20 protein-coding genes are annotated in these 20,705 nt (G+C 65.8%); 11 read left to right on the forward strand and 9 right to left on the reverse strand.

From position 1 onward, the window contains the following. Positions 1-26: 26 nt before the first annotated feature. From PRtIB026_RS14595 to PRtIB026_RS14615, 5 genes are read right to left on the reverse strand one after another with little or no spacing between them, the layout of a single operon-like run. Entirely contained in the window at positions 27-1,001 is a 975-nt protein-coding gene (locus PRtIB026_RS14595) for an ABC transporter ATP-binding protein (RefSeq protein ID WP_203646901.1), read from the reverse strand. Beyond that, entirely contained in the window at positions 998-1,984 is a 987-nt protein-coding gene (locus PRtIB026_RS14600) for an ABC transporter ATP-binding protein (RefSeq protein WP_232855272.1), read from the reverse strand. The genes PRtIB026_RS14595 and PRtIB026_RS14600 overlap by 4 nt, the downstream gene beginning before the upstream one ends. Then, positions 1,981-2,829 carry an ABC transporter permease gene (locus tag PRtIB026_RS14605; protein ID WP_203646899.1) on the reverse strand — a complete coding sequence of 283 codons (849 nt, stop codon included), beginning with the start codon at positions 2,827-2,829 and terminating at the stop codon, positions 1,981-1,983. The genes PRtIB026_RS14600 and PRtIB026_RS14605 overlap by 4 nt, the downstream gene beginning before the upstream one ends. Beyond that, a complete protein-coding gene (locus PRtIB026_RS14610) occupies positions 2,826-3,773 on the reverse strand; it encodes an ABC transporter permease (protein ID WP_203646897.1) in 948 nt (315 codons plus the stop codon). The genes PRtIB026_RS14605 and PRtIB026_RS14610 overlap by 4 nt, the downstream gene beginning before the upstream one ends. A gap of 3 nt (positions 3,774-3,776) precedes the next feature. After that, positions 3,777-4,667, reverse strand: a complete 891-nt coding sequence (locus PRtIB026_RS14615) for a proline iminopeptidase-family hydrolase (protein ID WP_203646895.1) — start codon at positions 4,665-4,667, stop codon at positions 3,777-3,779. A gap of 172 nt (positions 4,668-4,839) precedes the next feature. Between PRtIB026_RS14615 and PRtIB026_RS14620 the strand changes: the two genes are divergently transcribed. Next, positions 4,840-5,601, forward strand: coding sequence for a LuxR family transcriptional regulator (locus PRtIB026_RS14620; RefSeq protein ID WP_203646892.1), 762 nt, complete (start codon positions 4,840-4,842; stop codon positions 5,599-5,601). Between the two features lie 98 nt (positions 5,602-5,699). After that, complete coding sequence (locus PRtIB026_RS14625; protein ID WP_186733290.1) at positions 5,700-6,599, forward strand: proline iminopeptidase-family hydrolase; 900 nt, start codon at positions 5,700-5,702, stop codon at positions 6,597-6,599. 144 nt (positions 6,600-6,743) lie between these two features. Here PRtIB026_RS14625 and PRtIB026_RS14630 read toward each other — a convergent pair whose 3' ends face one another. Then, a complete protein-coding gene (locus PRtIB026_RS14630) occupies positions 6,744-6,962 on the reverse strand; it encodes a hypothetical protein (RefSeq protein WP_203646890.1) in 219 nt (72 codons plus the stop codon). 98 nt (positions 6,963-7,060) lie between these two features. After that, the gene (locus PRtIB026_RS14635) at positions 7,061-7,693 is read right to left on the reverse strand and encodes a hypothetical protein (RefSeq protein ID WP_203646888.1); all 633 of its coding nucleotides are present in this window, start codon (positions 7,691-7,693) and stop codon (positions 7,061-7,063) included. A gap of 258 nt (positions 7,694-7,951) precedes the next feature. Between PRtIB026_RS14635 and ppk2 the strand changes: the two genes are divergently transcribed. Beyond that, positions 7,952-8,770 (forward strand): polyphosphate kinase 2, encoded by an 819-nt coding sequence (gene ppk2, locus PRtIB026_RS14640; RefSeq protein WP_203646886.1) that lies wholly within the window; start codon positions 7,952-7,954, stop codon positions 8,768-8,770. 76 nt (positions 8,771-8,846) lie between these two features. Here the strand turns inward: ppk2 and PRtIB026_RS14645 are convergent, their stop codons facing one another. Together PRtIB026_RS14645 and PRtIB026_RS14650 are read right to left on the reverse strand one after the other, a co-directional pair. Continuing rightward, a complete protein-coding gene (locus PRtIB026_RS14645; RefSeq protein ID WP_203646883.1) occupies positions 8,847-9,512 on the reverse strand; it encodes an HAD family hydrolase in 666 nt (221 codons plus the stop codon). Positions 9,513-9,932: 420 nt separating this feature from the next. Next, complete coding sequence (locus PRtIB026_RS14650) at positions 9,933-10,958, reverse strand: IS110 family transposase (RefSeq protein ID WP_203646634.1); 1,026 nt, start codon at positions 10,956-10,958, stop codon at positions 9,933-9,935. A gap of 217 nt (positions 10,959-11,175) precedes the next feature. On the opposite strand from PRtIB026_RS14650, the gene PRtIB026_RS14655 reads away from it, so the two are divergent. From PRtIB026_RS14655 to PRtIB026_RS14690, 8 genes are all read left to right on the forward strand, one after another. Beyond that, positions 11,176-11,586 carry an acyl-CoA thioesterase gene (locus PRtIB026_RS14655; RefSeq protein ID WP_203646880.1) on the forward strand — a complete coding sequence of 137 codons (411 nt, stop codon included), beginning with the start codon at positions 11,176-11,178 and terminating at the stop codon, positions 11,584-11,586. 268 nt (positions 11,587-11,854) lie between these two features. Then, positions 11,855-12,382 (forward strand): thioesterase family protein, encoded by a 528-nt coding sequence (locus tag PRtIB026_RS14660; RefSeq protein ID WP_198743174.1) that lies wholly within the window; start codon positions 11,855-11,857, stop codon positions 12,380-12,382. A gap of 160 nt (positions 12,383-12,542) precedes the next feature. Continuing rightward, complete coding sequence (locus PRtIB026_RS14665) at positions 12,543-13,304, forward strand: hypothetical protein (protein ID WP_203646878.1); 762 nt, start codon at positions 12,543-12,545, stop codon at positions 13,302-13,304. A gap of 3 nt (positions 13,305-13,307) precedes the next feature. Next, the gene (locus tag PRtIB026_RS14670; RefSeq protein ID WP_203646877.1) at positions 13,308-14,906 is read left to right on the forward strand and encodes a hypothetical protein; all 1,599 of its coding nucleotides are present in this window, start codon (positions 13,308-13,310) and stop codon (positions 14,904-14,906) included. 61 nt (positions 14,907-14,967) lie between these two features. Continuing rightward, positions 14,968-15,585: a transcriptional repressor LexA gene (lexA, locus tag PRtIB026_RS14675; protein ID WP_267812290.1), complete on the forward strand. Its 618-nt coding sequence runs from the start codon at positions 14,968-14,970 to the stop codon at positions 15,583-15,585. After that, positions 15,585-16,205: a translesion DNA synthesis-associated protein ImuA gene (gene imuA, locus PRtIB026_RS14680; RefSeq protein ID WP_203646876.1), complete on the forward strand. Its 621-nt coding sequence runs from the start codon at positions 15,585-15,587 to the stop codon at positions 16,203-16,205. Before lexA ends, imuA begins: the two co-directional genes overlap by 1 nt. A gap of 6 nt (positions 16,206-16,211) precedes the next feature. Then, positions 16,212-17,630, forward strand: a complete 1,419-nt coding sequence (locus PRtIB026_RS14685) for a Y-family DNA polymerase (RefSeq protein WP_203646875.1) — start codon at positions 16,212-16,214, stop codon at positions 17,628-17,630. Next, the gene (locus tag PRtIB026_RS14690; protein ID WP_203646874.1) at positions 17,627-20,701 is read left to right on the forward strand and encodes an error-prone DNA polymerase; all 3,075 of its coding nucleotides are present in this window, start codon (positions 17,627-17,629) and stop codon (positions 20,699-20,701) included. Before PRtIB026_RS14685 ends, PRtIB026_RS14690 begins: the two co-directional genes overlap by 4 nt. Positions 20,702-20,705: the final 4 nt, after the last annotated feature.

Raw genomic sequence — 20,705 nt, forward strand, 5'->3', positions numbered from 1 at the left:
TCCGTTTGATGGTCATGGTGGTGATGTCAGCAGGGCAGTTGCGAGTGAACGCAGGCGTGGCGCCGGGCGCCCTGGATATGCTCGGGTGGCGCGGTTTCGCCGCAGCCGGGCAGCGCATGCCGGCAGCGCGGATGGAAGGCGCAGCCGGATGGCAGGTTCAGTGGGCTCGGCGGCTCGCCGGCCAGCGGGTCCTGGGGCAGGCGTCGGGCCGGGTCGATGTCGGCGATGGACTGGATCAGCGCGGCGGTGTAGGGGTGGCGCGGGGCGGTAAAGACCTCATGCACCGGGCCTTCCTCGACGATCTGCCCCAGGTACATCACCGCCACCCGGTCGCACAGGCGGCGCACCACGCCCAGGTCATGGGTGATGAACAGCAGCGCCAGGCCCATGCGCTCGCGCAGCTCCAGCAGCAGGTTGATGATCTGCCCCTGGATCGACACGTCCAGCGCGGCGACACATTCATCGGCGACGATCAGCCTGGGCTCGACGGCCAGGGCCCGGGCGATGCCGACCCGCTGGCACTGGCCACCGCTCAGCGAACCGGGCCTGCGCTCGGCCAGCTCGGCGCGCAGGCCGACCAGCTCGAGCAGTTCACCGACCCGGGCCGGAATCTGCGTGGCGGGCACCTTGCGCTGCACTTGCAGCACTTCGGCGAGGATCTGGCCGATGCGCTGGCGCGGGTTGAGCGCGCTGTACGGGTCCTGGAAGATCATCGCGGTCTCGCGGCGCAGGCGGGCGATATCCGCCGGGCTGCCCTGGTTCATGTCGGTGCCGTCGAACAGCACCTGGCCGCCGCAGCTCGGGGTGAGCTGGAGGATGGCCCGGGCCAGGGTGCTCTTGCCGCAGCCCGATTCGCCCACCAGGCCGAGGGTTTCGCCGGCGGCGAGATTCAGCGAGGCGCCGTTGACCGCGCTGACCTTGCGCGGACGCAGGTTGAACAGGCCGCTGCCGGCGGCGGGAAATTGAACCTGCAGGTCCTTGACCTGCAACAAACTGGTCATGACAGGCCTCCGGCCAGCAGCGGGACATGGCAGGCCAGGCGGTGGCCGGGGCTTGCCTCCAGCAGTTCGGGCAATTGTTGCCGGCAGAGCGGCATGGCCTGGGGGCAACGTGATTCGAAGCGGCAGCCCGCCGGCAGGTCATCGAGCAGCGGTGGCTGCCCGGCGATGGTGGTCATGCGCCGTGCCTCGGGTTGCGCCGCCGGATGGCAGGCCAGCAGCCCGGCGCTGTACGGATGTCGAGGCCGGGCCAGCATTTCGTGCTTGGCGCCGTGTTCGCAGAGGCGCCCGGCGTACATCACGGCGATGCTGTCGCAGGTCTGCGCCACCACGCCCAGGTCGTGGCTGATCAGGATCATCGACAGCCCGCGGCGGTCGCGCAGCTCCAGCAGCAGGCGCAGGATCTGCGCCTGCACGGTGACATCCAGGGCCGTGGTCGGCTCGTCGGCGATCAGCACCTTGGGGTTGCAGCCCAGGGCCACGGCGATCATCGCCCGTTGGCGCATGCCGCCGGAAAACTCATGGGGATAGTTGTCGACCCGGGACTTCGGGTCGGGGATACCGACCTGGCGCAGCACCTCGATGGCTTCGGCCCGGGCCTCCCGACGCGAAACGCCCTGGTGCAGGCGGATGCCCTCGGCGATCTGCTCGCCGATGCGCATCAGCGGGTCCAGGTGGCTGCTGGGGTTCTGGAAGATCATCCCCAGCTCGCGCCCACGCAGGCGGCGCATGCCGGCTTCGTCCAGCTGCAGCAGGTCGTGGCCCGCCAGGCGCACGGCCTGGCCCTCGACCCGCAGGTTCGGCGCCGGCAGCAGGCGCATCAGGCCCCGGCAGGCCAGGGTCTTGCCCGAGCCGCTTTCGCCCACCAGGCCGAGGATCTCGCCTTCGCCAAGGTCGAAGGACAGCCGGTCGACCAGGGTGATATCCCGTTGGCCGGCACGGGCGATGACGCTCAGTCCGCGGACCTGGAGCAGGGGCGTGGTCATGAGCGGTCTCCCAGGCGTTCGGCGACGCCGTCGGCCAGCAGGCTGAAGCCCATGGCCAGGGTCACCACCGCCAGGCCCGGGAAGGTGCAGATCCACCAGGCGCTGGTGATGAAGCTCTGCCCCTCGGCGACCATGGTGCCCCATTCCGGGGTCGGCGGTTGCACACCGAGGCCCAGGTAGCTGACGGCGGCGCCGTTGAGCAGCACCAGCACGGCGTCCGACATGCAGAACACCACCGAGCCGAACAGCGCGTTGGGCAGCAGGTGGCCGAACAGCGTGCGTCGGTGGCTGAAGCCCAGGCTCCTGGCGGCCAGGGCGAAGTCGCTCTGCTTGAGCACGAGGATCTGCGAGCGGATCAGCCGCGCATAGGACACCCAGCCAACCAGCGCCATGGCGATGTAGAAGCTGCCCAGGCCCGGGCCGAGAATGGCCATGATCGCCAGCATCAGCACCAGGAACGGAAAGGCCAGGACAATGTCGATCAGGCGCATGCAGGCGTTGTCCAGCCAGCCGCCGACGTAGCCGGATACCGCGCCGATGCAGGTGCCGAGCAGGAACGGGAAGATCACCCCGATCAAGGCCATCTGCAGGTCGACGCGGGCGCCCCAGATCACCCGCGAGAGCACGTCGCGGCCGAAGTTGTCGGTGCCGAAGGGATGCGCCAGGCTCGGCGCGGCCAGGCGCAGGTCGCCGTTCTGCAGCAGCGGGTCGAATGGCGCAACCCACGGCGCGCACAGCGCCAGCAGGCACCAGCCGAGGACGATGGCCAGGCCGCAGTACAGGGTCAGGCGACCATCGCCGAGGTTCCAGGCCAGGCGTGCGCGCAGGGCGAGGGTGGCGCTCATTGGATCTTCACCCGCGGATCGAGGACGGTGGTCGCCACGTCGGCGAGGAAGTTCACCGCCACCGTGGCGCAGGCCAGCACCATGGCAACGCCCTGGACCACCATGTAGTCACGGGTGAAGATGCCGCGCACCAGCAATTGGCCGACGCCCGGCAGGGAGAACAGGCTCTCGATCACCACCGTGCCGCTGATCAGCCAGCCGATGTTGACCGCCAGCAGGTTGATGGTCGGCACCATGGAGTTGGGCAGGACATGCCGGCGCAGGATCGCCCCTTCGCCCAGGCCCCGGGCACGGGCGGCGGTGACATGGTCGGCCTGCATCTCCAGCAGGATGCTGGCGCGCAGGTTGCGCACCAGCACCGCCGACAGCGCCAGGGCGATGGTCAGGCAGGGCAGCACCAGGTGGTGCAGCTTGTCGGTCCAGGTACGGCCATAGCCGGACACCGGGAACAGCCCCCAGTGCACGCTGAACAGCAGGATCAGCATCAGCCCCAGCCAGAAGGCCGGCAAGCCGAGGCCGGCGGTGGTGAACAGGCGGATCAGGTTGTCGGCCCAGCCGCCCTTGTGGCGGGCGGCGAGGATGGCCAGCGGCACGGCGATCAGCAGCGCCAGGGCGACGCTGCCCAACACCAGCATCAGGGTCGGCTCGATGCGGCTGGCGATCAGCGGCAGGGCGTCGACCTTGTACAGCAGCGACTTGCCCAGGTCACCATTGAGCAGGTTCTTCAGGAAGTACAGGTATTGCACCCAGATCGGCTCGTCGAGGCCGAACTGGGCGCGGATTTTCTGGATCGCGTCCGGTGTGCTGCGCGCGCCCAGCAGTACCCGCGCCGGATCGCCCGGGATCGAGCGCACCAGCACGAAGGTGATGATGCTGATGCCCAGCAGCACCGGCAGCAGTTGCAACGGACGGATGAGGACGAACCGGTAGCGGGCCAGGCTCATCGATCAGCCCCGGTTACGTTGCAGGAAATCCAGCAACACCGGGAAATAGGCCTGGGGCTCTTCGTAGAACGGCATATGGCTGCTGTTGGGGAACACGTGCAGCTCGGCGCGCTCATGCAGCGCCAGCTTCATGCGCATGGCGCAGGCCGGGGTCAGTTCGTCGTGCTGGCCGGTGGTGATCAGCACCGGCATGCGGAACGAGCCCATTTGCTCGAGGCGGTTCCAGTCCTTGAGGTTGCCGATATAAAGGAACTCGTTGGGGCCCTGCATGGTGGCGTAGGGGCCCATGTTCCAGTCGCCCAGCGAGCGCTGGATCGGCGCCGGCCATTCATCGAGCCGGCAGACATGGCGGTAGTTGAGCAGGGTGATGGCGGCCTGGTACTGCGGGTGGTCGAGGGTGCCCATGGCCTCGTGGCGCTGCATCATCGCCACTGTTTCGCTGCCCAGGGCGCCGCGCAGGCGCTCCAGCTCGGTGATCAGGTGCGGAATGTCGCCGACGGTGTTCTCGAGAATCAGACTTTTCAGCGACTGCGGGTGATGAATGGCGTACTCGATCGCCAGCCAGCCGCCCCAGGAGTGCCCGAGCATGTGCACACGGCCCAGGTCCAGGGCCTGGCGCACCTGCTCGACCTCGGCCACGTAGCGGGTGATGTTCCACAGGCTGTCGTCATCCGGGCGGTCGGAGGCGCCGGTGCCCAGCTGGTCGAAGGCGACCACGCGGATACCCTTGTCCTTGAGCCAGGCATGGGCGTCGCGCAGGTAGTCGCAGGGCAGCCCCGGCCCGCCATTGAGGCACAGCAGCACCTCGTCCCCTTCACCAAAGCTGTACACCACGAGATTGTGGCCATCGACCGATACGTTGAACTGCTGGTCAGGTTGCATCTCACGCCACATCGCTACTCTCCTGTTGGCCATGGCTTGCAGCTATAACTAGCGCAGGAGTTTTCGTCGCCTACAAGCTAGTGTTTCCTATAGGTTTCGTATGGCAGTCCCGCGCCAAGCCGTGGCATTCTACGTGCCGGACTTCGAGATGGAAATCCAAAAGGAATCACAGGGAGTGTCAGGTATGCAGGCCAAGATGGCTGAACTCAATGCGCGTCTGGCGTCGGACGATAGCCTCGACGAGCAGATGGACAGCGTCGCCGAACTGGCGGCGGAACTGGGCTTCGATGCCCTGGTGTACGACTACAGCCCGGTGCCGCTGGATCATGTCGGCGAGCTGATCACCCCGAGTGTGGTCCGGCTGCGCCAGACCCCGAAGGACTGGCAGGACCTGTGGTGCTCCGAGGGCTTCTACCAGATCGACCCGGTGCAGCAGGTGGCGGTGTCCTCCATCGCGCCCTTCGTCTGGTCGTACCTGCCCAAGGGCGAGACCGTCCTGCAGCGCCACATCGACCAGCGCCACGCCCCGGTGGTCGGTTACCTGCACGACGCGCAGCTGACCTGCGGCGTGACCGTGCCCATCCACCTGCCACGGGGCGGGCTGGCGACCCTGACCGGCCTGCGCCCCCAGGCCAGCCAACGCGACCTGGACGACGCCCGGGAGCACCTGGGCGATTTCAGCCTGATCGCCCATGCCTTGCAGGAGGCGGCCTATCCCTTGCTGGCCAAGGCCTCCGCCACCCGCGTCATCCGCCTGACCCGCCGCGAGGTCGAATGCCTGCGCTGGGCCGCCGAAGGCCTGACGGCAGGGGAGATTGCCGAGAAGCTCAACCGCTCGCTGGCGACGATTTCCCTGCACCTGACCTCGGCCATGCACAAACTGGGGGCGAAAAACCGCGTCCAGGCGGTCGCCCGGGCGGTGCACTACCGCCTGCTGGACCAATGAAGCAACAAAAAAGGTCGAAAACCTAGAGAACTCTCTAGTTATGCCGCGCCGCGCGTGAGGTTATTGTGTGCTCCATGATTCGCACGGAGCCGGATGACATGGAACTCACCCAATCGCGTGAAGGTTTTGCCCCCTTCGGCAACTACAAGACCTGGTACCGCGTTACCGGTGACCTGGACTGTGGCCGCACCCCACTGGTCATCCTGCATGGCGGCCCGGGTTGCACCTACGATTATGTCGACGCCTACAAGGATGTCGCCGCCGGTGGCTACCCGGTCATCCACTACGACCAGCTGGGCAACGGCCGCTCGACCCACCTGCCGCAGATGCCGGCATCGTTCTGGACGGTCAAGCTGTTCCTCGAGGAGCTCGACAACCTGCTGGAACACCTGGGCATCAGCGAGCGCTACGCGCTGCTGGGCCAATCCTGGGGCGGCATGCTCGCCAGCGAGCACGCGGTGCGCCAGCCACGGGGCCTGCGCTGCCTGGTAATCGCCAACTCGCCGGCCGACATGCGCACCTGGGTACGCGAGGCCAACCGCCTGCGTGAAGAGCTGCCCAAGGAGGTCCAGGACACCCTGCTGCGCCACGAGGCCGTGGGCGACTACACCGCAGCCGACTATATCGCCGCCACCCGGGTGTTCTACGACCGCCACGTGTGCCGGCTCAAGCCCTGGCCGGAAGAAGTGGCGCGCACCTTCGCCCAGGTGGATGCCGACCCGACCGTGTACCACGCCATGACCGGGCCGAACGAGTTCCATATCATCGGCAGCACCAAGGACTGGACCATCGTCGACCGCCTGCCGCAGATCAATGTGCCGAGCCTGCTGATTTCCGGGCGTTATGACGAGGCCACGCCGCTGGTGGTCAAGCCGTACCTGGACCTGATCCCCGGGATCCGCTGGGCGCTGTTCGAGAACTCCAGCCATATGCCCCATGTCGAGGAGCGGGTGGCGTGCATGGGCACGGTGGTGAAGTTCCTCGACGAGAGTCTGTAGCGCGTAGCATTCGACCGTTTTCCCTTCCTCAGGCCTGTCCGGGCGTTGCCCGGCGGGCCTGAGTTTTTTGCGCGGTGTTGTCAGGTAGGGGCCAAGCCATCCACGCGCAAGGCGTCTGCGCTGAAAGACGCTGTTCAGGGGGCATCAGCTGGAGGGCTTGTCGCTAGCGTCCTGTCCTTGCTGGCCGAGATGCTGCCGGGCGGGTGACGGGGCGTCACCCTTGGCAACCTGCTCGGCCGCCTGCTGGCGTTGCAGCGCAAGTTGGTCGCTGCGTTCCCTGAGGCGGTCGGCGCCGCCTTCGGCAAAGGCCGAGGTGGCCGAGATCGTTGCCAGCAGGGCGAGTGCGCACGCTACGGATTTCATCACTGGAGTCTCCATCGATTGACCTGAAGGTCGGCCGCCTGGCGGCCGGGTTGAGGCAAGGATGGCGTGCGCGGATTTTCCCAGGATTAACAAGCCGTTCAGTTGGCCAGCAGTTGCTCGTGCACCCAGCCCTGGGCCGTAAGGACCATGGATCGGGTTTCCTCCAGCGGCTTGGCGGCGCTGGCGACCGCCTGGCCAAGCCCGGCGATATCGGCCTGGACCGCCGCGTCGTCGGCCCACCCCGGCAGTTCGGTGATCTGGTAGCTGTAGGTCACCCGGGACTGCTGGCGGCCATCGTGTTCGACAGGGGGGCTGAAGCCCTTGATGGTGGTGACCTGTGCCTTGCCGAAGCACAGGCCGCCGGTACTGGCGCCGTTCGCCTCGCGCCGGGCATCGGCCTTGTAGTGGCGCCGGCCCTCGTCGGTGAGGTCGTAGGCGTAGTAGATATCGGTCCGCGCCGGCTGCCACAGGCGCTCCGGCACCTCGGTGCGGGCGACTTCCCGTTCGCTGACCACGCCGACCCGGGCCAGGGCGTGCAGGGCCTTGTTGGTGCCTTCCACATCGAAGTCACGGGTGCGCGTGGGGAAAGCGCTGATCACGAAACAGTGCGGGTACTGGGTGTCGAGGTAGGCCTGGGCAGCCTGGCGCAGGTCGGCTTCGCGGGGCTGTTGGCCGTCCGAGCAGCCGACCAGGGTCGCCAGCAGGGCCAGCGGTATGATCTTCCTGTCCATCGTAGGGCTTCCTTGAGTTGCCAATTGCAGGGATGCGCGCCGGCCGGGCCGGCTGGTGCGGGATTAGAACCCGCGGGCCAGAGCCCCCGCAATCGTGGCAAGACGACATATCCTCCAAGCTGTGCGCTGTTTCGCAGCACCCGCGCAGCGCCATGTCCGGCAAAATGCCGCTGCTCATCCATACTCCTCTGATCCGCCCTGGCGCCGTCGGGGCAACCGGCAACGGACAGACCTGCAACGAACACAGAGGAGCCACCGATGGCCAAGGGCGAGGGCAAGAAACGCAAGGGCGATGCCACGGACAAACTCGGGCGCAAGAGCTACGAGGCAGAACTGCGGCGGTTGCACGTCGAGCTGGTCAAGCTGCAGCAGTGGGTGGTGGAGAAGGGCCTGAAGGTGTGCATCGTCTTCGAGGGCCGCGACGGCGCCGGCAAGGGCGGCACCATCAAGGCCATCACCGAGCGGGTGAGCCCGCGGGTGTTTCGCGTGGTGGCGCTGCCGGCTCCCACCGAGCGCGAGAAGACCCAGATGTATGCCCAGCGCTACCTGGTCCACCTGCCGGCGGCGGGCGAGGTGGTGATCTTCGATCGCAGTTGGTACAACCGCGCCGGCGTCGAGCGGGTGATGGGCTTCTGCACTGACGAGCAGGCCCACAAGTTCCTCACCGTGGTGCCGATGTTCGAGCGCATTATGGTCGAGTCGGGGATCATCCTCATCAAGTACTGGCTCGAGGTCAGCGCCGAGGAGCAGACCCGCCGCCTGCAGGACCGTATCAGCGATGGGCGCAAGCTGTGGAAGCTGTCGCCGATGGACGTCAAGTCCTACAACCGCTGGGACGACTACACCCGCGCCCGCGACGACATGTTCGCCGCCTCCGATTCTTCCTGGGCACCCTGGTACATGGCGCGCTCGGAGGACAAGCGCAAGGCGCGGCTGAACATCATCAGCCACCTATTGCAACAGATCCCCTACAAGGACCTCAGCCACGCGCACAAGGTGTCGCTGCCCAAGCGAGGCAGGATCGGCAAGCACAAGGCGCAGCCGTATCCGTTCAAGATGGTGGCGGAGCGGTTCTGACGCATGGATCGACGCAAGCCGTGGCGGCGACTGTTCCGAGCACACGGGCAAGGTGCACGTTGTGCTCCCCGGACAATCAGCCAGCCGACTGCATTCGCTCGACCAGGTCCCACAACCGCGGGTCGTCATAGTCGTCGACCACCAGCCTTGCCCCGGCTTCCAGCAACCGCTCGGCGGGCTGTGTGGTCGCCAGCCCGACGGTGAAGATGCCGGCATCGACGGCGGCCTTGACGCCTGGCAGCGAGTCCTCGAATGCCAGTGCCTGTCCGGCCTTGGCGTCCAGGCGCTGCAGGCCGGTGAGGTAGGGCAGGGGGTCGGGTTTGGGGCGCGCCAGCTCGTCTGCTACCAGCACATGCTCGAAACGCGTGGCCAGGTCCATGGCGCCGAGCATGTGCTCGGCGTTCAGGCGGGGCGCGTTGGTCACCACGCACATGCCGATGCCATGCCGCGTGGCGTGATCCAGCAGGCGCAACAGGCCGGGCATCGGCGCCAGGGTCGGTGACAGTTCGCGGAACAGCGCTTCCTTGCGTTCGGCCAGGGCCTGGCGGCTGGCGGCGTCGGCCTGGGGGAACAGTTCGGCGAACAGCAGGCCGTTGGAGCGACCGCTGACCTGAGTGTTGAACTGCTCCTGGGTCAGCTCGCGGCCGTCATGGTCGAACAGCAGCTGGCGAAAGGCTTGCAGGTGCAAGGTGTCGGTGTCGGTGAGGGTCCCATCGAGGTCGAACAGCAGGGCGGTCAGCATCGGGCATCCTGAGGGTGGAGAAACCATTCAGCATCATAAGGGATCAGGGGTGGGAAATGCACTTGGCTGGGGGCGGTCGAGGTGTTCGAGGTGTTCGGCGGGAGAGTTGTAGCGCCTGTCGGATCGAGCGCCGCCCGCGCGGCGCATCGCGGATGAATCCGCTCCTACATCTATGGTTACCCCCATTTCTGCAATACTGTACTGAGATGTGCGTGAGTTTGGTTTGCGTCAATCTATACGGCGTCGTGTGGGAGGTTGGTCCCGCGCCTCGATGAAAATCGCGCCCGACGAGCCTAGATATTTGTTCGGCTTCTGAAGCCGAGTAGGAGCTCAGGTTGATCGCCAGGCCGGTATACCGTTCACGTCATCTGTGTGCAGCATCGCAAAACCAGGTGGGTTGTTACTCGTGTGTCTGCAGGGTCAAGCGTTCATGGCGCTTGACCCTGCATCAAATTCGCTGTGGTGTGCCGTGATGGCCCAGGCGATTCGGGCCAGTTTGTTGGCGATAGCGCACACCACCAGGTTGGGGTGGTGAACACGTAGCAAGCCACGTACCCAGTCCGCCAGCTTGCCGGTTTTGCGCTCCAGCCCAATCAGATAGACCCTCGCGCACTGGATCAGCAGTCGTCGCTGATTGCCGTCGCCCCGCTTGCTGATTCGCCCCAGGCAAGGTTTGCCGCCTGTCGTGTGCTGCCTGGGAACCAGGCCTATGGAGGCTGAATAATTTCGCCCACAGCGGAACTGCTTACCATCACCCAATTCCGCAGCCAGGGCGGTAGCGGTGATCGGGCCAATACAAGGTATCGACATCAAACGGGAAGCAAGATCATCGCTAACGGCCTGGCTATGCACTTCCTTGTCTAGAGCCTTGATCCGATCATCGAGATAGCGGAAGTGGGCATGTAGGTCCAGCAACAGCTTCTTGATCAACGGTGAGAAGGTACTGTCGTCCAGCAGAATGGGGAGCTCCCGGACCGCCTTGAAGGTGGGTGCCAAACTGACCCCCACCTCGAGCAAATAAGCGTGGATGCGGTTCATGGTGGCAGTACGGTCTCTGATGAAGCTGTCGCGCAGTGAATTGAGCATCGCCAGCGCCTGCTGGGCCTCGGTTTTGGGAGGCACGAAGCGCATCTGATCGCGGGTTGCCGCCTCACCGATAGCGGCAGCATCGGCAAAGTCATTCTTGTTGCTTTTCACGTAGGGGCGAACGAACTGTGCGGGAATAAGTTTGGGCGTATGACCCTGTCTCGTCACCTCTCGCGCCATGAAATGAGAGCCACCACAGGCCTCCATCGCCACCGTACAGGGCGCAAGATTGGCAAGGTGGCGGATGAGTGACTCACGGTTGAACCTGCGGTGATAGAGCTCATGACCCCGATCATCCTGAGCGTGTACATGGAAGCTCAACTTTCCCAGGTCGATGGCGATGATGGCGACAGTGTTCATGGCGTTGCACTCCGATAGGCACCCTGTGAAAGCTTAGAGGGCTGACACAGGGTGGGGCGGGGGTAGCCATTTCATTATTTGTTGCAACGTGCCGAACCTGTCAGGTTTTTGTTGCCTGCCTTGGTGCATGGCTTGGGAGTGGTGGGCAGCAAAGATGCCAGCCGTTTGTACGTTAGTATGAGCGGCCAGGCATTCCCAGCACGGAGCACATAACGCCATGCCTTTTGTCACTACCAGGAAAGTTCTGTTTGGCGACTGCGATCCCGCGGGGATCGTCTATACGCCGCGCATCTCCTATTTCGTCATCGAGGCGATTCATGAGTTTCTCTCCCACCGCCTTGGCGGCGAAGGTCTGCGCACCTTGTTCGCCATGGGCGTGATGCCGCCGGCGCGGGCCCTGTCCATCGAATTCCTGGCGCCCATGACCTGGGGCGACCTGATCAGCGTGCAGGTCAGCAGTGGTGAGCCTGGTACCACATCATTCAGCTTCGCCGTGGAGGCGCGCGGCGCCGACGGCCAGGTTTGCTTTCGCGCCAGCATGACCCAGGTGTGCGTCTGCCCCGAGAGCATGCAGCCGGTTGCAGTGCCCGAGGCATTGCGCCAGGCGTTGTGCGAGCACATGGACTAGCGGGACACCGCGACGAATAGTTTTCCAATAAAAGAACAAACGTTTCAGCATCAACCGGATATAAAGTCCGAACGTGACCGGTTATTCAGTTGGCGTTTTTCGACCAATTAAGGTGTTGGCCACTGGTTGCTCTTGGGGAAAGCTGTTAGTTTCGCCACCGCTACGAAGCAAACAAGCAGGCCTGCAATGCGCCGCTTGCCGCCAGCCGACGCATCAACGGCTGGCTTGACAGGGAACGATAATAAAAATCCTAGGGAGGGATAACCGGATGAATCTGTACATCCGCCTGTTGCTGGCTGTCCTGCGCGGTTTCTTCAAGCCGCCCATGGCCCTGACCGACACGCTGCACCGCACGCTGCGGGTCTGGCCGAACGATATCGACATCAACAAACACATGAACAATGGTCGTTACATGACCATCGCCGACTTGTTCATGCTGGAACTTTGCCTGCGCGCGAAAATCCTCATTCCGGCCTTCAAGTTGGGCTGGAAGCCGATGCTCGGTGGCAACTTGGTTGTCTACAAGAAGCAACTTTCTATGTTCGAGAAGTATACCGCCGAATTCAGCATCTGCTGCCTCGACGAAAACTGGACCTACTTCCAGTACAGCTTCTTGAACATGGCTGGCGAAGTGGTCGTGACCGGCTACTCCAAAGGCGCCTGGGTCGGTCGCAAGGGCCTGGTCGCCAATGCGGTGATCGCCGAGAAGCTCAAGGTCCAGCCCACCACCGCGCCGATGCCCGAAGCCGTGAAGAAGTGGCTGGAGGCTGAAGCGCACGTCCTCGGCAAGGCCTGAGCCAGGCCGCGCCGCGGCCCTCTAGCCAGCCACCTGATACCTGCAACGCCTGTCCATTGCTCCACCGTCCCCGGCCTCTGGCCCGGACGTGCGCGGCAGGTTTTGCCGTGCCCGGCGTTCGCGCCGCACGTCGATCCATGAATGAGTAGGGAAACACCTCATGTCGAACACCTTGCTGTTGATGCTGGCCTTTTTCGCCGCCTTCCTGCTGGTCGCCGAGCTGTTCAGGCGCTACCGCCTGGTGGGCCTGACCTTCTTTGTCCTGTCGCTGCCGGCGCTGCTGGTGCCCAACGCCAACCTGTTCATGCGCATCAAGACCATCAGTGTGTTGCTGCCCATGTGCTTCCTGGCCTATGCCCGCTACAAGCCAAGGATCGAAGGCTTCATCTACAAGCTCATCTACGTGGTGATCGTGCTGAACATCATCGAAGCCTCGGTGATCGACTGGCAGACCGGAAACATCCTCAACATCGTCGCCGCCGTGGGCCTGATCGTCTGCCTGCCGTACTCGCGCAAGCATTGGGAGATCTCTGGCCGTCACAGTGATTTCGTGGTGCATGTCCCGGCCTACTGGCCCTACCTCTACACCACCTGGAACCTGTGCTTCCTGTACTCGGCACGGATCACCACCTTCGGCTACGCCCTGCCGCTGTTGCTGGCACCGGTGGCCTACGCCTTGCTCCTGCGCCGCTCGGATCTGTACTTCCAGGCCCGTGCCTACACCTTTGGTTTTTACCTGTTCGTGCGCACGCTCGCCGGCGACACACCGTTGATGAACCTGCCGGCCTTCGACCTGACGAACTGGTACAGCCCCGACGCGGCCCTCGCCTGGAGCGTGGCCAACGTGATTTTCACAGGCGCCTGCCTGTACAGCTACGGCGCAAGCCGCAACAAGAACAAAGCGATCGAACAAGGAGTTTGAAGCATGTTGGAAGTCATCCTGCTGGCGTTTTTCATCACCGTCAGCCCCGTGATCATCCTGATGAGCAAGACCCGCGCCGAGCCGTTGAAGCATGTGTACGTGGGCCTTTACTACGTGAAATTCGTGCCGCTGCTGCTGGCGCTGTATGCGGTCAATCTCGGCACCAGCTTCCTGGCCTGGAAGTGGGTCCAGTTGAAATGGCTGCTGCCTCGCTACTTCGGCTACCGCCACTACAACCGCGATTCCATCTCGATGGAAAGCACGCCGATCCCGGGCACCGACTACCACATGGGCTACATCCCGAAAAAGCTGCCCGCCGAGCTGGTCTACCGCTGGAGAAAGGACAAGGTCTACCACAACTACATCCAGTCGATCATCAAGGCCAACCGCGACTACTACAAGGTGCCGCTGGGCCAGTTCCCGCAACCGACGGCCATCTCGGACGAGGACCTGCGGGTGTTCCTGATGTCGTCGCAGATCACCCACTACCTGCAGACGGTCGATGGCGTGTCGACCTTCGACATGCGTGACTTCACCCGCGAGATCCGCCTGTCCAGCTCGGTGTTCGACGTGGCCAGCATCGCCATTGCCGAGGATTTTGCCGCCGACAGCATGCGCATCACTCTGCGCGACGGCTTCAGTGTCGGCCCGGGCGAGCCGCACTGGGACCTGGCCAAGGTGTACTTCATGTCCAACACCATGGTGTTCTTCATCCTCGGCGCGCACCTGCACCACCACCTGTTCTTCGCCGAAATGGGCGCGGCGTTCCTGTTCAACCTGGTGCCCAGGGAGTCGAACTTCCACAAGCTGATGGACCCGCATACCGCCTACATCCTGATGCTCAACCACCAGTTCAAGGAGTCGCCGCTGTCGCTGCGCGAAACCACCGGCATCGCCGACAAGTTCCTCTACAGCTGCATCGGCTACTACTCGGCACAGACCTTCTACAAGGTCGGTTATGAAAACGCCCTGAACATGTACAACAAGCGCGAGACCGAGGACCAGGCGCTGACCCAGAAGTTCGAGATCAAGTTCGCCATCCCGTTCGACCAGTACCTCAATGGCCAGCACGCGCTCAACGCCCAGTACCGCGACTACTACGCGGCGGTGCTGAAGTTCGTCTCGGCCAGCTACGACGACCTGCTGCGCGACGGCTCCGAGCCTTACATCAACAACTGGGTCGCCGAGCTGTGCCGCTACGTCAACCTGCCGTGCCAGCCCGGCGACAAGGCCTTCAACATCGAGGTGATCGCCACCTATATCTGGTACGTGTCGTTCGTCCACTCCCTGGAGCACTACCAGTTCCACAAGTACAAGATGAACTACTGCCTGCTGACCCGGGTGCCGTTCTCGGTCGCCAGGCACCTGCCGCAGGACCAGGTGTTCAGCCAGTACGACATCTGGAAGTCCAAGCACATCGTGCACACCTTCGGCAAGAACCACCTCAATGCCGGCGTGTCGGAAAGCTATGCCGACCTGGACTACAAGTTCCGCGACCTGGCGCTGATCGACCGGCAGGAGCAGTTGAAGAAAGAGGTGCTGGGCCTGCTGGACAAACACCAGACCCCGAACGAGGCGATCGCCTTGTCCATTCGCTACTGAGGCAGGGCGGGGAGGGCCGGCGACGAAGGGGACTGTTCAGTGTTTTGAAAAAAGAGTACAAATGTGCTCCATGGACACTTTATCCCCCAAACGCCGCGCCATCCTCGGGTTCATCCGCGAGCGCATCACCGATCAAGGCCAGCCACCGTCGCTGGCCGACATCGCCGAGCGCTTCGGTTTCGCCTCGCGCAGCGTGGCGCGCAAGCACATCACCGCCCTGAGCCAGGCCGGGTTCATCGACGTCACGCCCAACCAGGCGCGTGGCATCCGCCTGGCCGAGCCCCTGCGCCGGCCCGAGATCCTCGAGATCCCGGTACTTGGCCAGGTCGCCGCCGGTGCGCCGATCGGCCCCGACCTCGATATCCACGAGCAGTTGCTGCTCGACCCCAGCCTGTTCCGGCGCACCCCCGACTATTTGCTCAAGGTGCGCGGCGATTCGATGATCGATGACGGCATCTTCGACGGCGACCTGGTCGGCATCCGCCAGCAGGGCGAGGCCCGTGACGGGCAGATCGTGGTCGCCCGGCTCGACGGCGAGGTGACCATCAAGCGCCTGCAGCGCACCCGCGACGGCTATCGCCTGCTGCCGCGCAACCCGGCCTATGCCCCCATCGACGTGAGCCCCGGGCGCGAGTTCTTCATCGAAGGCGTGTTCTGCGGCCTGCTGAGGCGTGACTGATGGGCGCCGTGGTCGAACTCGACCGACTGCTCGACCAGCGCCAGGTATGGCGTGGACGGCAGGCCCAGGCGCGTGCGCAGGGCCTGCAACCCACCGGGCATGCCAGCCTCGACCATCGTCTGCCGGAAGGTGGCTGGCCGGCGGCGGCACTGAGCGAGCTGCTGCTGGCCAGCCCCGGCTGCGGTGAGCTGCAACTGCTCTGGCCGACACTCGCCCGGTTGACCGGGGAGGGGCAGCGGGTGGTGCTGGTGGCGCCGCCGTTCATTCCCTACGCGCCGGCCTGGCAGGCCGCTGGCGTTGACCTGCGCTGGCTGGTGCAGGTTGACGCCGAGGCGGCCGATGCCTTGTGGGCGGCCGAGCAGTGCCTGCGCTCGGGCAGTTGCGCCGCCGTGCTGTGCTGGCCAGGGTACGCCGACGACCGTGCCCTGCGGCGTCTGCAGGTGGCCGCGGAGACCGGCGACGCGCTGGCGTTTGCCTGTCGCCCGCACCAGGCCGCGCTGAACCCATCACCCGCCGCCCTGCGCATCGCCCTCGACCTGCGTCCGGCGCAGTGGCGCGTGCTCAAGTGCCGGGGCGGCCTGGCGCCGGCCACGCCCATCGCCTGCCCGGGACGGGAGTGATGCGCCATGCTCTGGGCCTGCATTTTGTTGCCACAGCTGGCGCTGGACACCGTCCTGCGCGAACGCGACGACCCCGAGGCGCCGCTGGTGCTGCTCGGCGGGCCGCTCCAGCGCCGCGTGCTGCGGGCGGTCAACCCGGCGGCCGCTGAGCTGGGCCTGCGTGCCGGGCAGACGCTGACCGCCGCTCGTGCCCTGGCCGACGGTTTCACCTGCGTCGAGGTCGAGCCGGCGCGCATCGAGCAGTTGCAGCAGTTGCTGGCAGCCTGGGCCTACCGCTTCAGCGCCCAGGTCAGTCTTCACTATCCCCGTGCGTTGCTGCTGGAGGTGGGCTCCAGCCTGCAGCTGTTCGGTCCCTGGCCGCTGTTCGAGGCCCGCCTGCGCGAGGAACTGGCGGCATTGGGGCTGCGCCAGCGCATTGTCGTGGCCAGCAATCCGGTGGCGGCGAGGATGCTCGCCAATGGCCATGACGGCCTGGCGCTGACCTGCCCGCAGGCCACTCGCGCCGCCTTGCTCGAGATGCCCGTCGAGCGTGTCGGCCTGCCCGCCGAAGCGGCCGAGGCCTTCGCCCGCATGGGCCTGCAGCGGCTCGGGCAGGTGCTGGCATTGCCGCGCGATGCCTTGGCCAGGCGTTTCAGTGTCCAGGTGCAGTTGCACCTGGACCAGCTGCTCGGCCTGCGCAACCTGGGGCTGGACTTCTACCAGCCGCCCGATCGTTTCGAGGCGCGGCTGGAGCTGAATTTCGATGTCGAGTCGCACCAGGCGCTGCTGTTCCCCTTGCGCCGCCTCATCGGCGACCTGGCGGCCTTCCTCGCCGGGCGCGACTGCGGCGTGCAGCGTTTCGAGCTGCACCTGGAGCACGCCGAAGGCGCGGACACCGTGCTCAAGGTCGGCCTGCTGGCCGCCGAGCGTGACGCCTCGCTGCTGTTCGAGCTGGCCCGTGGTCGCCTGGAGCCGCTGCGTATCCCGGCGCCGGTACGCAACCTGCGCCTGTTGGCCGCCGACCTGCCGCCATTCGTGCCCCAACGCCAGGCGCTGTTCGACCCGCGTGCACAGCAGGCCCAGCCCTGGGAGCAGCTGCGTGAACGGCTGCGGGCACGGCTCGGTGACGAGGCGGTCAGGGGCCTGCGCGCCGAAGCCGACCATCGCCCCGAGTATGCCTGGCAAGGCGTGGAGCAGGGCGCCCAGGGCCAACGGGTGATGGCCCCTGGTCGTCGTCCCGGTTGGCTGCTGCCCACACCCCAGCTCTTGAGCGAGACCGGCCTGCAACTGCTGGGGCAGGCCGAGCGCATCGAGTCCGGCTGGTGGGACGGCGGCGACGTGCGTCGTGACTACTACCGCATCGAGACCCGTGACGGCCTGCGCGGTTGGGCCTTCCGTGACCTGGCGAGCCCCGGGCCGCTGTGGTTGCAGGGCTGGTTCGCATGAACAGCCCGGAGTATGCAGAGCTGCACTGCCTGTCGAACTTCAGTTTCCAGCGCGGCGCCTCCAGTGCCGACGAACTGTTCCGCCGCGCCCGCGAGCAGGGCTACCAGGCCCTGGCGATCACCGACGAATGCACGCTGGCGGGGATTGTCCGGGCCTGGCAGGCAGCGAAGCAGCATCAGCTGAAGCTGATCGTCGGCAGCGAGGTGCGGGTGCACCAGGGGCCGAAGCTGGTCCTGCTGGTGGAGGACCTTGCCGGCTACCAGAACCTCTGCGCGCTGATCACCCGCGCCCGGCGGCGTTCGCAGAAGGGCCGCTACCAGTTGCTCGCCGAGGACCTCGAGGCCCATCACCAGGGCCTGCTGGCGCTGTGGGTGGCCGAGCCCGACGATGGCGCCGGGGCCTGGTTGCGGCAGCTGTTCGGCGAGCGCCTGTGGCTGGCGGTGCACCTGCATCGCGGGGCCGATGACTGCCAGCGCCTGGCGCAGCTGCGCGCCCTTGGGGCGCGGCTGGATATCCCGCTGGTGGCCTGCGGTGATGTGCACATGCATGTGCGCGGGCGGCGGGCTTTGCAGGACTGCATGACCGCCATCCGCGAACATTGCGCGGTCGCCGAGGCGGGGCGCTTCCTGTTCGCCAACGGCGAGCGCCACCTGCGCTCGCTCGACCAGCTGCGCGAGCTGTACCCCGCCGATCTGCTCGCGCAGACCACCCGGGTTGCCGGGCGCTGCACTTTCGAGCTGTCGCAGTTGAAGTACCAGTACCCGCGGGAGCTGGTGCCCGAGGGGCATACCCCGGCCAGCTGGTTGCGTGAACTGTGCCGGCGCGGCCTGCCCGAGCGCTGGCCCCAGGGCCCGAGCGACAAGGTGCGCACGGTGCTGGAGCGGGAGCTGGCGTTGATCGAGGAGCTGGGCTACGAGAGCTACTTCCTGACCGTCCACGACATCGTCGCCTTCGCCCGCCGCCAGCGCATCCTCTGCCAGGGGCGCGGTTCGGCGGCCAACTCGGTGGTGTGTTTCGTCCTCGGCATCACCGAGCTCGACCCCATGGAACATCGCCTGCTGTTCGAACGCTTCCTTTCCCGCGAGCGCAACGAGCCGCCGGACATCGACGTGGACTTCGAGCATGACCGCCGTGAAGAAGTGATCCAGTACGTGTTCCGCCGCTATGGCCGGCACCGCGCGGCACTCACCGCCGTGGTCAGCAGCTACCACGCCGCCGGCGCGGTACGCGACGTGGCCCGGGTGCTCGGCCTGCCGACCGACCAGGTGGACGCCCTGGCCAAGTGCTGCGGGCGCTGGAATGATCGCATCCCCGATGCCGGGCGCCTGGCCGAGGCCGGTTTCGACGCCCACAGCCCCTCGCTGCGGCGCATTCTGGTGCTGGCGGGGGAACTGATCGGCTTTCCCCGGCACCTGTCGCAGCATCCCGGTGGCTTCGTCATCTGCGAGCAGCCGCTGGACCGACTGGTGCCGGTGGAGAACGCGGCGATGGCCGAACGCACGGTGATCCAGTGGGACAAGGACGACCTGGACATGGTCGGCCTGCTCAAGGTCGATGTGCTGGCGCTGGGCATGCTCAGCGCGCTGCGCCGCTGCTTCGACCTGATCGCTCGGCACCGGGGGCGCGAGTACACGCTGGCGACCCTGCCCAAGGAGGACCCGGCCACCTACGCCATGATTGGCCGCGCCGAGACCATGGGCGTGTTCCAGATCGAGTCGCGGGCACAGATGGCCATGCTGCCCCGGCTCAAGCCGGTGAAGTTCTACGACCTGGTGATCGAGGTGGCCATCGTCCGTCCCGGGCCGATCCAGGGCGACATGGTCCACCCGTACCTGCGCCGCAGGCTCGAGCAGGAGCCGGTCACCTATCCATCGGAAAAGCTCAAGGCCGTCTTCGAGCGCACCCTCGGCGTGCCGCTGTTCCAGGAGCAGGTAATGGAGCTGGCCATGGTCGCCGCCGACTACAGCCCGGGCGAGGCCGACCAGCTGCGCCGCAGCATGGCCGCCTGGAAGCGCCATGGCGGGCTGGAGCCGCACCGCGAGCGGTTGGTCGCGGGCATGCTGCGCAATGGCTACGACCTGGCCTTCGCCGAGCGCATCTTCGAGCAGATCAAGGGCTTCGGCAGCTACGGTTTCCCCGAGTCCCACGCCGCCAGTTTCGCCCTGTTGTGCTACGCCAGCAGCTGGCTCAAGTGCCATGAGCCGGCGATCTTCACCTGCGCGCTGGTCAACAGTTGGCCGATGGGCTTCTACAGCCCCGACCAGCTGCTGCAGGAGGCCCGTCGCCAAGGGATCGAAGTACGCCCGGTGGATGTGTTCCATAGCGACTGGGACTGCACCCTGGAAGCCGTGGGCGAGGGCGCGCTGGCCATCCGCCTGGGGCTGCGCCAGATTCGTGGCTTTTGCGAAGACGATGCCCGTCGCCTGGCGCAGGCGCGGGCACAGCGTCCGTGGCGCGATGTCGAGGACCTGTGCCTGCGCGCCGGGCTCGATGCTCGGGCCCGTGCGCGCCTGGCGGATGCCGGAGCGTTGCGCGGGCTGGCCGGTGACCGCCACCAGGCGCGCTGGCAGGTGGCGGCGGTGCAGGCGCAGTTGCCGCTGTTTGCCGAGGTCGAACCTGTGTTCGAGCAGGCGGTGTCGTTGCCGCTGCCGAGTGTCGCCGAGGACCTGGCCGCCGACTACGACAGCCTGGGCACCACCCTCGGTCCGCATCCGTTGACCCTGCTGCGTTCTCGCTTGCGGGCGCTGGGTTGTCGCAGCTCGACGGAACTGGCGGGGGTCGAGCATGGCGACACGATTGCCGTGGCCGGCATCGTGGTCGGCCGGCAGCGTCCGCAGACCGCCAGTGGCGTGACCTTCGTCACTCTCGAGGATGAGCACGGCATGGTCAACGTGGTGGTCTGGCGCGACCTGGCCGAGCGCCAGCGGCGGGCGCTGGTGGGCTCGAAATTGCTCAAGGTGAGCGGGCGCCTGGAGCAGGAGAGCGGGGTGCGCCACCTGATCGCCCGACGACTGGAGGACATCAGCCCCTTGTTGCAGGGGCTGGATGTACGCAGTCGAGATTTTCACTAACAGG

Origin of the sequence: Pseudomonas sp. RtIB026, assembly GCF_016861355.2 — a bacterium.
GTDB classification, from domain to species: domain Bacteria; phylum Pseudomonadota; class Gammaproteobacteria; order Pseudomonadales; family Pseudomonadaceae; genus Aquipseudomonas; species Aquipseudomonas peradeniyensis.